The sequence below is a fragment of the Bacillus fungorum genome (genome assembly GCF_002746455.1).
In the GTDB taxonomy this organism is placed as follows: domain Bacteria; phylum Bacillota; class Bacilli; order Bacillales; family Bacillaceae_G; genus Bacillus_A; species Bacillus_A fungorum.
In genome coordinates, this window is record NZ_NWUW01000003.1 from 48,282 (window position 1) to 62,760 (window position 14,479).

Sequence of the window (14,479 nt, forward strand, 5' to 3'; positions counted from 1 at the left end):
TTGTTGGTAAGTCGATATAATTGAAAAATCGCTGATATATTTTGAGTTGCGCCGATATATTATGAAAATCGCTGATATAAATTTCACGTACTGCCACTTCTGCTATAAAGCTGCACCTTTCCCGCGCTCTACTTTAAACCGAACCCCAAAAGTATCCGCTGTAATCTCATCAGCTTTCGGCAATGCTCGTAATTTTGGATGAAGTAGCCATACGAGAGAAATAAATAAAATTCCGATGCTAGCGAGTGCGAAAATGAGTTGGCTACTAAATACATTCGCAGCATATCCACCAATTAAAGAACCGAACGGCATAGCAATTGTGCCCATACTTCGCATGACTGAGTTAATGCGTCCAATATATTGATTTGGAATTACCATTTGACTAATTGTCGCAAATAATATGTTGGTTGCACCAATTGGAATCCAAGCTAGGCCGAATAAAAAAATAGACAGCCATTGAAACGGTACGATCGTAGAGAGAAACCAAAAGCTAGCGCCAGTCGCAAAGCCAATAATAGAGACACGGCCAATATTACGTTTACCAACCCATGAACTGAATAATGCACCGAGGAGACTACCTGCTGATATAGCAGCTAAGAAGAAGCCATATGATTTCACGCCTCCTAAAGAATCAGCGAAAGAAGGGAGTATTGCCATCGTCATACCGATTGAAAAATTAGCGACTACTGAACCGATTAAGAATACGCCCATTAATGAACGGAAGACGATTGAAAAACCTTCTTTTAAATCAGAGAAATATTGTTTAGTTGATAGCGATGTATTGGTTTCTACTTGCTTTGGCATTTTTAGTGAAAAGAACAAAAGGGCAGTAATCGCGAATGTTAAGGAGTCGACCACATATAAAGTAATGGCACCAAGTAGTGCTACTAATATTCCAGAAAGAGTCGTACAAATTAAATCAATACCTTGATACGCAAATGAAAAGAGAGAGTTTCCTTTTAACGAATTTCCCGAAAGAGTTCTCCTTCCTCAAGCGTGTGAAGGGCATAGCCCAACGATAGGTGGGAGATGAATTTCGGTTTTGCGCAGTCAAAAGGCTTTTCCTTTTATTTTCACTTCCGATATAATCAGTCTTATAAAGGGTAAAGGTTGGTATATCAATGAAGTTAGATAGCAATAATCATTCAGTGTTCTTATTGTATTATCACCTTGTATTGGTCGTGAAATACAGAAGAAATGTATTTGATGATGATATATCGGACTATGCAAAAGACATGTTTGTCCGACTATCTGAAAACTATAACATCACATTAGTTGAATGGAATCATGATGTAGACCATGTGCATATCTTATTCAAGGCACATCCGAATACAGAAATGACAAAGTTCATTAATGCTTATAAAAGTGCAAGTTCTCGACTCATCAAGAGAGACTTTCCCCATGTGAGAAAGAAACTTTGGAAAGAAATGTTTTGGTCAAGAAGCTTTTGCTTGATTACTACGGGTGGTTCACCGATAGATATAGTAAAGAAATACATTGAAAATCAAGGGAAAAGTGAGGTGTAGGAAATGTTAAAATCATACAAATATCGTATCTATCCAAATAAAGAACAACAAATGTTTTTCTCAAAAACATTTGGATGTGTTCGATTTGTATACAACAAGATGCTTGCAGATAGAATCAAATCTTATCAAGAATTACAGGATAAACTTGATAAATCTGTTAAATATCCTACGCCTGCACAATATAAGGCTGAATTTCCATTCCTAAAGGAAGTGGATAGCCTTGCGTTGGCGAATGCTCAAATGAATTTGAATAAAGCATACGCTAACTTTTTCCGGGATAAATCTGTTGGATTCCCGAAATTCAAAAGTAAGAAAGATAACCATCGTAGTTATACAACAAATAACCAAAAAGGCACGGTTTACATTGAGAGTGGTTATATCAAGCTACCCAAACTAAAGACCTTGGTAAGGATTAAACAGCACAGACAATTCTTTGGATTAATTAAGTCTACTACAGTGTCTCAAACACCTACTGGTAAATACTTTGTATCGATTTTAGTAGAAGAAAATGTACAATTGTTTCCTAAAGTTGATGCAAAAGTTGGTATTGATGTTGGGCTAAAAGACTTTGCAATATTGTCTAATGGCAAGAAATATGAGAACCCTAAATGGTTGAGAAAAGCCGAAAGAAGATTAGCCCTTCTGCAGCGCTCTTTGTCGCGCAAAAAGAAAGGTTCAAACAATAGAAATAAGGACAGGTTACAAGTTGCAAGACTTCATGAGAAGATTGCGAATCAACGCAATGATTTTCTTCACAAGATAAGCAATGAAATCACAAACGAAAACCAAGTAATTGTGATTGAGGACTTGAAAGTGAAGAACATGCAAAAGAATCACAAATTAGCAAAAGCAATCAGTGAAGTATCTTGGGCTAAATTCAGAGAGCACCTTGACTATAAAGCAATATGGAAAGGTCGCGATTTGATAGTCGCACCTAAGAATTATGCGAGTAGTCAATTGTGTTCTTGCTGTGGTTATAAAAATAAGGAAGTCAAGAATTTAAGCCTTAGAGAGTGGACTTGCCCTGAATGCAATAGCCATCATGATAGAGATGTAAACGCAAGTATAAACTTACTAAAATTAGCCACGTAATTGGTATTTTCTTTAGGGGTAGGTACTACCCTTATAGCTTGGTAAATATAGATAGCTAATAAAAGTATCTACTTCCCAAGAAGCTCCCACTTCAAACAGTCCGTAAGGACGTTAAGTGGTGAGTAGTTCACTCTACTCCTTTATAATAAATTTATTCGGTAAAATAAATTTGACTGTTTATGTAAAAAAAATCGTATTACGATTTTTCTTCTTTTTTCACAAAGCGCTGCATTGCTTTTTCATCGATTTGTAGTGCAGTAGTAGAAATGTAATAAGATTTACTATTTGGATCTTTATCCGCATCTTTTGCAATCTCGTTTAATTCAGCCATCAATTCATGAAACTTTTTCACCCACACTTGAAATTGTTCTGGCGTGGCATCAAACTCCCAGCAAGATGAAACGTAATTCCACTCAGCTGGATCTTCGCTTACTTTCCGTCATTTGTAAAAAGATTTGGCGACCTGATTCGCTTAATATTTCTAAATGTGGTAATAGGTTCGCCGCAGGGGTGAAGCCTTTAGCAACAGATTGATAAAACTTTTGAACGATGCCATTCTTTTCTTCTGTATAAACAATTTCTATAAAACCGTTCTTTTCTAATTCTTTTAAATGATAATGAATTTTCGCCCTTGGAATGCCGAATTTCTCAGATAGTAATTGTCCTGTATAAGGAAGTTCGCATAGACGCATCATCATTTCGACACGTAGTGGATCGCTTATTGCTTTTAGTTGGCTATAAGTAGTTAGTGTCAACATGGGCTTCAACATGATCAACTCCTCAAATGAAATTACTCGGTCAAGATTATTTGACTGAATTGTATCAAGGATTCTGAATATTTTCAATGCTTTCTGAAAATTAAATCTTCCTCTCTGTAATCTTCTGTTCATATTCCGTTCATATTTCTTTTTTATGATAAGTGCATAGAAAGAAAGAGGAAGGAGCGAGCGAAATGTTTTTAGCTCTGCGTGAATTAAAACAATCAAAATTAAGATACGGATTAATCGGACTGATTATGGTGTTATTATCATTTTTAGTCCTTGTAATTTCAGGATTAGCAAATGGACTATCTTATGATAATGCTTCATCGATTCAAAATATGGAGGCAAATAAGTTCGTTTTAGCAGATGATGCGGAAAATAAATTACTTCGTTCACAAATTAAGAAAGAAGATGTAGATAACGTAGTAAATCAAGTAGGCGAGAAAGAGGCCGTTCCGTTTCGTGTGAAAGTTTCAACGTATGAAAAGAAAGATAGTTCGAAAAAAGTGGATGTCGCTATTTTCTCAAGTGAACGAGATTCATTTTTAGAACCGAACATTGTAAAAGGTGAGAAATTAGGTACAGCAAATAACGAAATGGTTGCTGACGAATCAATTAAAGAAAAAGGAATCGATATTGGGGATACAATTATTGATCCTGTTTCAAAAAAAGAATTTACAATCGTTGGATTTACGAAAGACCAAATGTTTAGCCATACACCAGTCGTATATGTAAATGAAGATGTATGGGGGGCTATCTCACAACCAAACCAAAAAGATTATAGTGCAATTGCGCTTAATACAGATAAAGAGATTAAAAATGCTCATGTTATTGATAAAAAAGAAGTACTACAAAGTATTCCAGGGTTTAAAGAAGAGCAAGGAACATTAACGATGATCATTGCGTTCTTACTTGTTATCGCTGCGTTACTAATCGGTGTATTCTTCTACGTCATTACACTACAAAAAACACAGCAATTAGGTGTATTAAAAGCAATCGGTACGAAGAACTCTTATTTAGCAAATAGCTTAGTCGTGCAGGCTTTATTCTTATCAGTCGTTGCGATGGTAATTAGTATTGTTCTTGTACAAGGATTAGAACAGATTTTACCAGCAGGTATGCCGTTCTTATTAACAACACCGATGATTGCACAATATGCAGCAATCTTTATCGTCATTAGTATTTTAGGAACACTTATTTCGTTATACCAAGTATTAAAAGTTGATGCGCTAGAAGCAATTGGAGGCGGGATGTAATGACTTCATTATTAAAATTAGACAAAGTAAGTAAAGTGTACGGAGAAGGGAATACGGAGGTAACAGCCCTTCATCCGATATCGCTTGATGTGAAAGCTGGAGAGTTTATCGGAATCGTCGGTCCTTCTGGATCAGGGAAAAGTACGTTATTATCAATCGCGGGTGCTTTATTATCACCGTCAAAAGGAGATATTTACATTCGTGAGCAAAATATTACGAAGTTATCGGAAAAGGAAATGACAGACATTCGTTTGAAAAAAATCGGCTTCATTTTCCAGTTCGCAAATCTTGTTCCATATTTAAATGTAAAAGAACAATTGCTTTACATTGCAAAGCTTAAAAAAGAAAACAAACAAGAATCCGAAAAGCGTGCGGATCATTTATTAGCGGCATTTGGATTAGGAGAAAGAAAAAATCATTATCCAAATCAACTATCTGGCGGAGAAAAACAAAGGGTAGCAATCGCTCGTGCGTTTATGAATAACCCAGATTTAATATTAGCGGATGAACCAACGGCAAGCTTAGACTCAAAACGCGCACGTGAAGTCGTTGAAATGATGAAACGTGAAGTGAAAGAAAGCCAAAAAGCAGCAATTATGATTACGCATGATGAAAGAATGCTTGATGTATGTGATCGTATATTGACACTTCGAGATGGACAATTAATATAAAGAAAAAGGGCCAACCGTACATACGGTTGGCTTTTGTATAATTGTTTTTAATAAGTATAATGGCTTTATTTTGAGAATAACGTTTTAATTTTATTACGCGCAAGTAATAAAATGCCGCCTAAGACAGATAACATACCTAAAGCCATATTATTTGATTGCTCACTACCAGCGTTAGGAAGTTCTCTAGCATTGTTGTTTGTATTTGTAGTACCATTTTTTGTTTCTGTTTGTTTTGATTGTGATACTTCATTAATTTTGTTATCAACATTTTGCTTCGTTGTATGTACCTCAGCTAATTTGTCATCAATTTTTTTCTCAGTATGTTTAAAGTCGTTGATTTTAATATCTAAGTCTTGTTTTTTCTTTGATAAATCGTCTGAAACAGTTTGTTTCGATTGTTTCATTTCGTTAATTTTATTGATTAAATCTTGTCTAGCTTCTTGTAATGCAGCAAGTTTGTTTTTCACATCTTGTTTAGCTAGTTCCAAGTTAGCGGAAAGACTATCTAAATTGCCTTTAATTTTCTTAAGTTCCTCTAACGTGTTACCAGTATTTGGCTTGTTTTCTTTTAACTCAGCAAGTTTGTCCTCAGCAGTTTGTTTCGCTTTCTTTAACTCAGCTAATTTTTCATCTACTTGTTTTTTTACTTCCTTAAGTTCATTAACCTTTTGATCGATGTTTTCTTTATGTTGCTTAATTTCATTCACTTTTTCATCGACAGTTTGTTTATGTTCTTTTACTTCAGCAACTTTATCTTCTACTTGTTTCTTATGCTCTTTAATTTCAGCAATTTTATCTTCGGCGATTTGCTTGTCTTGCTGAAGTTTTGCATCTAACTCTTGTTTATGTTGTTTAATCTCGTTAATTTTTTCATCAGCAACTTGTTTACGTTCATGTAGTTCATTCACCTTCGTATCAACATTTTCCTTAACCTTGTTAAGTTCATTCAATGTTTGATCAACATTTTCTTTGTGCTGCTGCAATTTCGCATCTAACTCTTGTTTATGTTGCTTAATTTCAGCTAATCGATCTCCTGTACTTTGCTGAGGAGTAGCATCAGTTACTTCCGCATGAGCAGAGTTTGCGCCAGCAATCATTGCTAAAGCTAGTGTAGACGCAGCAATTGTTTGTTTTGTTTTCATATTTTTGTACCTCTTTTCTTTCATATGCATGAACTGTTTTGTGTAAAATTGAGCATATAGAAGTAGATTATCTTATCATTATATACCATGTTCGGCGCTTAGAGGAAGGATTTGCATAATAATCTATGATTATGTAATTTTCAAATTCTCTTATTTGGGAGTAGGAGACAAATCTTCAGCAAGATGAACAATTTCTTCAATAGTAGAGTTTACATCCTTACTATTGCGAATAACAAACAAATAATCAGCCTCGTTTTCTATAGGATCTACCACATCTTCGTGAAGTGATTCAGCTTGTTGCCAATTCAGAACTTCTTTGAAACTAGAGTAACCGCCTCTAAAAATATTGGTATTTCGCGTGCTTCGAGCTACTCTTTCGTAAAGTACATCATCTGGAATGTCAAAATGAACGAGTATGCGTACATATTCATTTTGCGGAAATAACTCATTTAGTAAATATAATCTGCCGTTTTTACTGCGATTAGAGTTACAAATAATAAGGTGTAAACTTGTATGTTCTTTTGCATAATCAACAATGAATTTTGAAAGGCCGTGCTTAAATGTATTAGGACCTTTAGCCGGCTGTAATTTTTCGTAATGCGTGTTAATAAATTCAGCTTGGTTATCTTGATCCATAACGAAAGAGTAGGGTAACTCTTTTTCTAAAGCTTTTGCAAATGTAGTTTTTCCGCTGTGTGTTTTTCCTACTGTAATAATGACGAATCGTTTCATATTGGCCTCCATAAGTATTGTTATAATCAGGAATGTTCGTTGTGAATCGACAATTTTCCTGCCAGAGAATATACAAAATGTCGGAGTGTTAGTAGGCTGAAAACTTGACAAAAAAACTTATTTATGCTATAATTTACCAATATAAAAATAACGTGTATAATAGGGTTCTCCTGGCCAGGGGAACCCTATTATTGTTGGGAAAATGAAGGAGAGTGTATGTGCGTGAAAAAAGGTGAATCAAGTGTAACGTCGTTAGTATCAGCTTTCAGCAGGGCATATCATAGTGAATTTGATAGTTCTAAAATTTTTGATGATTATATCGCTAAAGAATTCATATCGCCAAAAGAACGTAACGAAATTGAAACGAACATGGTTCAAGGAATACATTTTTTTAATAAAGACATTGCAGAGCAGTTTCAAGACAGTCCGAAAGAAATATTAAAATGGATTACGCAAGTTCAGTTATCACCAACACCTTTAGCACGTGCGGCATATTGTGAAAGAGTATTACTACATGAAATTACATTAGGTGCAAAACAATACGTCATACTCGGTGCAGGCTTAGACACGTTCAGTTTTAGACACCGAGAATTCGAAAATAAAATAGAAATATTTGAAGTGGATCATCCTTCTACGCAGCAGTTTAAGAAGGAGAGAATAGAAGAAGCAGAGTTTGAAATTCCAAACAACCTTCATTTTGTTTCGATGGATTTCACGAAAGGATTTTCCTATGAGCAGTTACGGAATGAAGGATTTGAAAATAAAAAGACGTTCTTTAGTCTATTAGGTGTTACGTACTATTTAACGAAAGAGGAACTTTCTAGTTTAATAGAATGTTTAATTGAAATGGTTCCAGAGGGGAGTTCTATCGTTTTCGATTATCCTGATGAAAACTTGTTTACGGAAAAAGGATTATCTAATCGAGTGGAAAATATGGTAAAAATGGCTGCGGTAGGCGGAGAACCGATGAAATCATGTTTTTCTTATGCCGAAATGGAAGCACTGTTAGAGAAGGCGGGCTTACTCATTTATGAACATTTATCGCCAGAGGATATTCATACATTATATTTTGAAGGACGAAACGATTATTTAAAAGCTTTTGAGACGGTACATTATGTGCATGCGGTGAAGAAGTAGAGGATTAGTAGGCATGGGGAGAAATCTCTGTGTCTCTTTTTTTAGGGGAAATAAGGAAATGGGATGTAGTGCTGGGAAGTAGTAAGTATATGGTTATTGGAAGGGGAATTCGTTGGTTCAAAGAATATGTAGTATGAATGTAAAAGTGTAAGTAGCAATGCTAAAGGAGAACGTAATGTACCCTATTGGCCACGTTGCTTTTGCTTCCGTCTTTTTTTTAGCTGTTATTGTAGTGCTTGTGAGGGAATTTATTTTGATGGTCCTTTGTGGAGTTTGGTTATTATCTAGGGATCTGTATTTTAGTGTAGTTTCAATAACCATTTTATGGGATTTATATATTGTATTTCCAATAATTTATTTTACATCTATCGTCTGGATGAAAAAGAGAAATGCTTGAGGAGAGTAGTACTCTTTTTTTGTGTTGTCGTTTTTGTTGGTAAATCGATATATTTGAAATATCGGTCGGTATAAATTTCATGTACCGAAATGAAATTACATTAACATTTTTACCCCAGAAAGATGACTTCATCATTTTTACATGTAATAATAGTATCGTTACATACATTGTGAAATAAGTACAAAAGGAGCGTTATTTATGAATTTAGCTAAATTCCCGAGAAAAAAATATACAGAGTCATATACACCAATTGAAAAATTAAATAATTTTTCTGAGGCACTTGGTGGGCCAACTATTTATTTTAAACGAGATGATTTACTTGGTTTAACAGCAGGCGGTAATAAGACGAGAAAGTTAGAGTTTCTAGTTGCGGATGCGCAGGCAAAAGGTGCGGATACGTTAATTACAGCTGGTGGTATTCAGTCTAATCATTGCCGATTAACACTGGCAGCTGCGGTAAAAGAAAAAATGAAGTGTATCCTTGTATTAGAAGAAGGGCTTGAGCCAGAAGAGAAGCCAGACTTTAACGGAAACTATTTCTTATATCACTTATTAGGTGCTGAAAACGTAATTGTTGTACCAAACGGAGCAGATCTTATGGACGAGATGCATAAAGTTGCGAAAGAAGTAAGTGAAAAAGGTAATACACCATATGTAATACCAGTTGGTGGATCAAACCCTACAGGCGCAATGGGATACGTTGCTTGTGCGCAAGAAATTATGGCGCAATCATTTGACAAAGGAATTGATTTCAGTTCAGTCGTTTGCGTAAGCGGTAGCGGCGGTATGCACGCTGGTTTAATTACAGGTTTTGCTGGAACACAAAGTGACATCCCAGTAATTGGAATTAACGTAAGTAGAGGAAAAGCTGAGCAAGAAGAGAAAGTAGCAAAACTTGTAGATGAAACTTCAGCTCATGTTGGTATTCCAAACTTTATCCCGCGCGAAGCTGTTACATGTTTTGATGAATATGTAGGGCCAGGTTACGCGTTACCAACGCCAGAAATGGTGGAAGCAGTTCAATTACTTGCGAAAACAGAAGGTATTTTACTTGATCCAGTGTATACAGGTAAAGCAGTAGCGGGACTAATCGATTTAATTAGAAAAGGTACATTTAATAAAGAAGACAACATTTTATTCGTACATTCAGGTGGTTCACCAGCGTTATATGCGAATACGTCTTTATTTGCGTAAGTGTGAAAAGCATTGGGTATCCAATGCTTTTTTGTTATATAATGGAATTATTAGGGGGTGAGAGGAGAGAGTATATGAGTTCAAATGTAAAATGGATCATATATACGGTACTTAGCATTTTTATTCTATTCATTGCATTTGTCGCTTATGGAGTTTATTTATATTTCACTTAAGTGAAGTGGGAACCAAACCAAAGGAAAAATAAAATGATCGCTGTGTTAAATAGAGTAAAACATAAACCGATAATTGCTAAAATTTTCTTCTCAGCTCGGCTACAAAAAGAGATAACCGCTAATAGGATTGCTATAACAGCGGAAGCTAATATGAAGTAGGAGAAAGGCACGACATATTTTACTCCAACTCTGTCTAAAATAGGTGTGAAGAGAAAGAGATTAATAGTAACGAATATACTTACAATGAGAAACGTATAACTTTTCCAAGTGTATGTTTTTAACTGCATGGACGGCACTCCTCTCCTGTTATTCTTTATATTTCTAATTGTAAAATAATTCCCTTTATTTTACAATGTTCATATTTTGATTGAAATGAGGTAGGTGAATATGAAGGGTAGAAATTTATCTGTGGTTTTTATTGCCATCTGTATACTCATAGTAACCGGCTGTTCAAATATACTAGGAAATGAAGAGCAAAAAATCGAAGTGCAAAAACATATTGGTGATAATGAATATGAAGATTTTAAGGTAGTGACAGATAATAATGAAGTGTTGCAAGTAAAGAAAATATTAAATGATGCTCATTTTGAAAATAAAAAAGTGGAAATGTCTCGTTCAGCTGATTATCGCTTTGTTTTTCAATTTAAAAATCCGAAAATAGAGGCGAAAGCTGTGTTGTATCAAATTTGGGTAAGCCCTAATAAGGATAAAATAGAAATCATAGCGGGGGATAGCCGGTACGTTCAATTAGAAGGGAAAAATGCAGCCACTTTGTTTCGGATTGTTACGGGAGAGAGGTTAGCTGAATAAACGCATATAGGCTCTACAGTTATTGCTCCCGCTATTCGCCGGGCAGTAAGACTCACGCTTCAAAATTCGGCGAAAGCAAGGAAGTTAGGCGGGAGATAACTAGTTTTTAACTTACTCTTATTAGCAAAGAATAAATGGATAATTTTCAACAAACATAGCTATCTTTTATATTAGAATAAACTCTGAGAACGAATTAAACAGAAATTGAATCTTGACTTGATGAGCGCGAGGTTTTACCCTTATAAGTGCAAAAGATTGATCCACCGATGAATAATAAAAACGGGAAATATATTGTTTTTAGAAAGATTCGATGTTATGTTTAATTTTCTCAATATAATATTTCGCTTATATAGGAGTGGCTATTTGAATAAATTAATATTATTGGTTTTATTGGCTACATGCTGTCTCACTATTGCAGGATGTTCTAATAATATGATTACACCAAAGAATGAGTCTAAAACTTCAACACCTGAAAAGATTAATCGTATTAACAAAGCGTGGTACAAACATATATAATAGTTTTAAAGAAACTTGAAATTGTTGATGATAAAGTTCATAAGGTGAAATTAGTTAGGCCGATAGTAGATGTTGTGAAACCTGGCGAAAAGCGGGAAGCATTTACATGTAGTGAAGTAGGGGATTATAACTTTATAAAAAATGCTACATTAAAATATCCACAAAAAAGAGTCTACATGTAGACCCTTTTTTGTGGATATTTTTCATAAATAAAAGGCATTCTAAGGCGCCTTCCTCTAACTTGACCCTTCTAAAAATTATTTCACTAAGTTAAAATGTTCATTGAGAGTATCCCCCTTCAAAACTCGGGGAATACGAGGGGCCCGTAATAGCTCGATTGGTGTTGTTCCTTTTTCACTTTATCTACCATCTTTATATATTTTTCTATTAAAAAATCTAACTTTAATAGATTAAATCTGATAAAATCTAGACAAAAATAATGAAATTTCAGGAAAAATAAGGTACACTATTCAATGGTTTTGGTTTAAAATCGATTGACGTTAATGTATACGGGGGAAAGATTGATGAATAACAATACAGTAAATGAATCTGTTGAAGAAGTTGAGAAAAAACGGGTAAGATCAAGAAAACGTTTTACAAATTGGAAGCTTATCGCAGCGGGTGGCGGTGTAATTGCACTTCTCCTTGGAGGAATGAGTTATTACCAGGCAACTCACTTCAATTCAAATGTTACGATTAACGATACAAAAGTCGGTGGTTTGAGCACTGATCAGGCAATGCAGAAATTAAAATCATCTGGACTAGCAAACAAAGTCTTTATTGATCAACAACAAATTTTAGATGAACAAGATACAAAAACGGAACTGACGGAAAAAGATTTGCCGCAAGTTAAAAAACTATTAAAAAGCCAGTGGACATTTTTCCCTTCCTCAAAGGAAAAAGATTATTCATTGTTACCAAAAAAGGCAGAGCAGTATCGTAGTGAAACGATGAAAAAACTTGTAGAAGAAAAGCTTGTTTCTATGAATACACAATTAAAAGAGCCTCAAGATGCTATGGCGAAACTTGAACAAGGAAAAGTTGTTATTTCGAAGAGTGTTGACGGAAAACAATATGATGTTACGAGTTTACTAAAAGATTACGATAAGCAGAAGCATAAAAGCGAAATTCATTTAAAGTCTGCATACATACAGCCTATTAAAGAAGACGATCCAATTATCAAAAAAGAAGAGAAAGCATTACAGAATCTTCTTAGGCAGTCTGTTGATTATAAAGTGCAGGATGAAGTGTATTCATTAAAAGCGAAAGATTTAATTCAAAATGCCTCTATGTCAAAAGATATGAAGATGACAATCGATGCGAGCGATATTAAGAATAAGATTACTGAAATTAATAAGGCTAAATCTACATTACATAAAGACTTCGCTTTTAAAACACATTCTGGTTCGGTTATATCAGTAAAAGGTCAAGGATACGGCTGGGCGCTAGATGTGGAAAAAGAAACAAAACAAGTTCAACAAGCCTTTGAGAAAGGCGAAAAATCGCTTTCTGCTTCTAATATTCACGGAAATGGTTGGGAGAAGGAAGGGATCGGTTATAAAACAACATCGAATAATGGCATCGGAGACACATATGCAGAAGTTTCCATTGCAGATCAACAAATTTGGATTTATAAAGATGGAAAATTAGTCGTTACAACAAATGTAGTAACGGGTAAACATAGCACGGGTGAAGATACATCACCAGGTGTGTGGTACGTTCTATATAAACGTACACCATACACACTGAGAGGTAGCGCAGTAGGGAAAGCTGATTATGCAGTTAAAGTAGATTACTGGGTTCCATTCACAAATAGCGGTCAAGGATTCCACGATGCCGGCTGGCGAAAAGATTGGGGAAGTAATGCTTATTTAACAGGAGGATCAGGCGGTTGTGTAAACCTTCTTCCTAATGTTGCAAAAACTGTGTATGATAGTTTGAACACTTACGATCCAGTTATCGTTTACTAGAAAATAGCTACGTATCAAGAAATAATTAAAGCAGGAAATCTTACCTGATGGTACATGAAAAAACACCTCTTGCATTCGCATACTAAGTGTGCAAATGCAATGGAGGTGTTTTTGTTTGAAGACAAAAGTTCATTGCTTATAAGAAACAAAGTGGGAAGAGATTGAGATGAAAAAATAGGTGTTCAAATAGTCAATAAAATTGACACTGAATATCATTTTCATTTATGATGGAATCGTCGTATGTAAAAGGACATGATTTTTGTGAAAAAGTCTATTTTTTATATTGATATAATAGATTTCTATTAAGGTATCACATTCAAAAACTATCACTAAATTTTTCAAGAATTTAAACGTAGGAAAGGGTAATATAAAATGAACTGGAAAAAAGGCGGATTATGGATTATTATTTTTTTCATTGTAAAAGGAACGATTTCTACACTTTTAATCGTTACAGGTGCTAAATATTTTGATTTATCATTTATGCAACTTGTCGTATTGATCCTCACTTTATTATTGATTTCTTTAATAAGCCGAAAATTGCTGTATAGACATAAACAAAACAAAAAGCAAAAAGAGCTAAATATATAAGGAAGCCCCAGAGATCTTTGGATTTCTGGGGTTTTACTTATTTAATAGTGAGTTTTGGGTCCCCAATACGAATGATACACTCCATCAGTTTTATCGGTTGTAAATCAAGAACTTTCTAATTTTATTGGTATGGGGTTAAAGTTGCTTCAAACGAAGGCTCCTCAATAAACCTGAATCATATAAAAATGCCCCCCTTTCAAGAGATGTTATCTTTGATTTAAGCTAATTTCTATATATTAAAAAGCCTCTTCAAATTTGAAGGGGCTTTTTGCTTGTTATTTTGGTTTATCTAAAAATTTATTTCATAGTGCATGATCTATTTTCATCAATTGTCATGTATATATGTGTCCTCCAATGACAAGGTTAAATCCATTCAGTTCATCATCGTAGCTTCGTTATCTTGCGGTTACATTTCAAAATGCGTACAACAGCGTACCTGCAAGGTTATACTGATGCTGGAGGTGATTCAAAGTGACATATTATCGGAACATGAATTCGAAACAAATGAATTAAC

General features: G+C 34.7%; 12 protein-coding genes and 2 pseudogenes. 9 read left to right on the forward strand and 5 right to left on the reverse strand.

Translation table 11 applies throughout. The features are described from left to right. Positions 1-102: 102 nt before the first annotated feature. Positions 103-963 (reverse strand): annotated as a pseudogene (locus CO726_RS04850) (MFS transporter); the annotation flags it as partial. Between the two features lie 158 nt (positions 964-1,121). On the opposite strand from CO726_RS04850, the gene tnpA reads away from it, so the two are divergent. Beyond that, entirely contained in the window at positions 1,122-1,526 is a 405-nt protein-coding gene (gene tnpA, locus CO726_RS04860) for an IS200/IS605 family transposase (RefSeq protein WP_099683489.1), read from the forward strand. A 3-nt stretch (positions 1,527-1,529) separates the two neighbouring features. Then, a complete protein-coding gene (tnpB, locus tag CO726_RS04865; protein ID WP_099683490.1) occupies positions 1,530-2,618 on the forward strand; it encodes an IS200/IS605 family element RNA-guided endonuclease TnpB in 1,089 nt (362 codons plus the stop codon). Positions 2,619-2,814: 196 nt separating this feature from the next. On the opposite strand, the pseudogene CO726_RS04870 reads toward tnpB, so the two are convergent. Beyond that, a pseudogene (locus CO726_RS04870) lies at positions 2,815-3,388 on the reverse strand (ArsR family transcriptional regulator). 182 nt (positions 3,389-3,570) lie between these two features. Between CO726_RS04870 and CO726_RS04875 the strand changes: the two are divergent. Both CO726_RS04875 and CO726_RS04880 read left to right on the forward strand, forming a co-directional pair. Further along, positions 3,571-4,635, forward strand: coding sequence for an ABC transporter permease (locus CO726_RS04875; RefSeq protein ID WP_099683491.1), 1,065 nt, complete (start codon positions 3,571-3,573; stop codon positions 4,633-4,635). Beyond that, positions 4,635-5,306 (forward strand): ABC transporter ATP-binding protein, encoded by a 672-nt coding sequence (locus CO726_RS04880; protein ID WP_000202584.1) that lies wholly within the window; start codon positions 4,635-4,637, stop codon positions 5,304-5,306. Before CO726_RS04875 ends, CO726_RS04880 begins: the two co-directional genes overlap by 1 nt. A 65-nt stretch (positions 5,307-5,371) precedes the next feature. On the opposite strand, the gene CO726_RS04885 is transcribed toward CO726_RS04880, so the two are convergent. After that, positions 5,372-6,448 carry an LPXTG cell wall anchor domain-containing protein gene (locus tag CO726_RS04885; RefSeq protein WP_099683492.1) on the reverse strand — a complete coding sequence of 359 codons (1,077 nt, stop codon included), beginning with the start codon at positions 6,446-6,448 and terminating at the stop codon, positions 5,372-5,374. Positions 6,449-6,598: 150 nt separating this feature from the next. Next, complete coding sequence (locus CO726_RS04890) at positions 6,599-7,180, reverse strand: AAA family ATPase (protein WP_099683493.1); 582 nt, start codon at positions 7,178-7,180, stop codon at positions 6,599-6,601. Between the two features lie 216 nt (positions 7,181-7,396). On the opposite strand from CO726_RS04890, the gene CO726_RS04895 reads away from it, so the two are divergent. Both CO726_RS04895 and cuyA read left to right on the forward strand, forming a co-directional pair. Continuing rightward, the gene (locus CO726_RS04895) at positions 7,397-8,317 is read left to right on the forward strand and encodes a class I SAM-dependent methyltransferase (protein WP_099683494.1); all 921 of its coding nucleotides are present in this window, start codon (positions 7,397-7,399) and stop codon (positions 8,315-8,317) included. Between the two features lie 595 nt (positions 8,318-8,912). Next, complete coding sequence (gene cuyA, locus CO726_RS04905; RefSeq protein ID WP_099683496.1) at positions 8,913-9,908, forward strand: D-cysteate sulfo-lyase; 996 nt, start codon at positions 8,913-8,915, stop codon at positions 9,906-9,908. A 169-nt stretch (positions 9,909-10,077) separates the two neighbouring features. On the opposite strand, the gene CO726_RS04915 is transcribed toward cuyA, so the two are convergent. Beyond that, entirely contained in the window at positions 10,078-10,368 is a 291-nt protein-coding gene (locus CO726_RS04915) for a hypothetical protein (RefSeq protein WP_099683498.1), read from the reverse strand. 100 nt (positions 10,369-10,468) lie between these two features. On the opposite strand from CO726_RS04915, the gene CO726_RS04920 reads away from it, so the two are divergent. The 3 genes from CO726_RS04920 to CO726_RS04940 all read left to right on the forward strand — a co-directional run bounded on the left by CO726_RS04920 (position 10,469) and on the right by CO726_RS04940 (position 13,965). Further along, the gene (locus CO726_RS04920; protein WP_099683499.1) at positions 10,469-10,891 is read left to right on the forward strand and encodes a YhfM domain-containing protein; all 423 of its coding nucleotides are present in this window, start codon (positions 10,469-10,471) and stop codon (positions 10,889-10,891) included. Between the two features lie 1,040 nt (positions 10,892-11,931). After that, on the forward strand, positions 11,932-13,377 hold the full coding sequence (locus CO726_RS04935) for a L,D-transpeptidase family protein (protein ID WP_099683500.1): 1,446 nt from the start codon (positions 11,932-11,934) through the stop codon (positions 13,375-13,377). A 372-nt stretch (positions 13,378-13,749) separates the two neighbouring features. Further along, positions 13,750-13,965 carry a hypothetical protein gene (locus CO726_RS04940; RefSeq protein WP_099683501.1) on the forward strand — a complete coding sequence of 72 codons (216 nt, stop codon included), beginning with the start codon at positions 13,750-13,752 and terminating at the stop codon, positions 13,963-13,965. The last annotated feature ends 514 nt before the right edge of the window (positions 13,966-14,479 follow it).

What these genes read in the sequence shown, in the direction of transcription:
- tnpA (WP_099683489.1), top strand. Translation starts at nt 1,122, where the DNA reads ATGAAGTTAGATAGCAATAATCATTCAGTGTTCTTATTGTATTATCAC.
- tnpB (WP_099683490.1), top strand. Translation starts at nt 1,530, where the DNA reads ATGTTAAAATCATACAAATATCGTATCTATCCAAATAAAGAACAACAA.
- CO726_RS04875 (WP_099683491.1), top strand. Translation starts at nt 3,571, where the DNA reads ATGTTTTTAGCTCTGCGTGAATTAAAACAATCAAAATTAAGATACGGA.
- CO726_RS04880 (WP_000202584.1), top strand. Translation starts at nt 4,635, where the DNA reads ATGACTTCATTATTAAAATTAGACAAAGTAAGTAAAGTGTACGGAGAA.
- CO726_RS04885 (WP_099683492.1), bottom strand. Translation starts at nt 6,448, where the DNA reads ATGAAAACAAAACAAACAATTGCTGCGTCTACACTAGCTTTAGCAATG.
- CO726_RS04890 (WP_099683493.1), bottom strand. Translation starts at nt 7,180, where the DNA reads ATGAAACGATTCGTCATTATTACAGTAGGAAAAACACACAGCGGAAAA.
- CO726_RS04895 (WP_099683494.1), top strand. Translation starts at nt 7,397, where the DNA reads ATGTGCGTGAAAAAAGGTGAATCAAGTGTAACGTCGTTAGTATCAGCT.
- cuyA (WP_099683496.1), top strand. Translation starts at nt 8,913, where the DNA reads ATGAATTTAGCTAAATTCCCGAGAAAAAAATATACAGAGTCATATACA.
- CO726_RS04915 (WP_099683498.1), bottom strand. Translation starts at nt 10,368, where the DNA reads ATGCAGTTAAAAACATACACTTGGAAAAGTTATACGTTTCTCATTGTA.
- CO726_RS04920 (WP_099683499.1), top strand. Translation starts at nt 10,469, where the DNA reads ATGAAGGGTAGAAATTTATCTGTGGTTTTTATTGCCATCTGTATACTC.
- CO726_RS04935 (WP_099683500.1), top strand. Translation starts at nt 11,932, where the DNA reads ATGAATAACAATACAGTAAATGAATCTGTTGAAGAAGTTGAGAAAAAA.
- CO726_RS04940 (WP_099683501.1), top strand. Translation starts at nt 13,750, where the DNA reads ATGAACTGGAAAAAAGGCGGATTATGGATTATTATTTTTTTCATTGTA.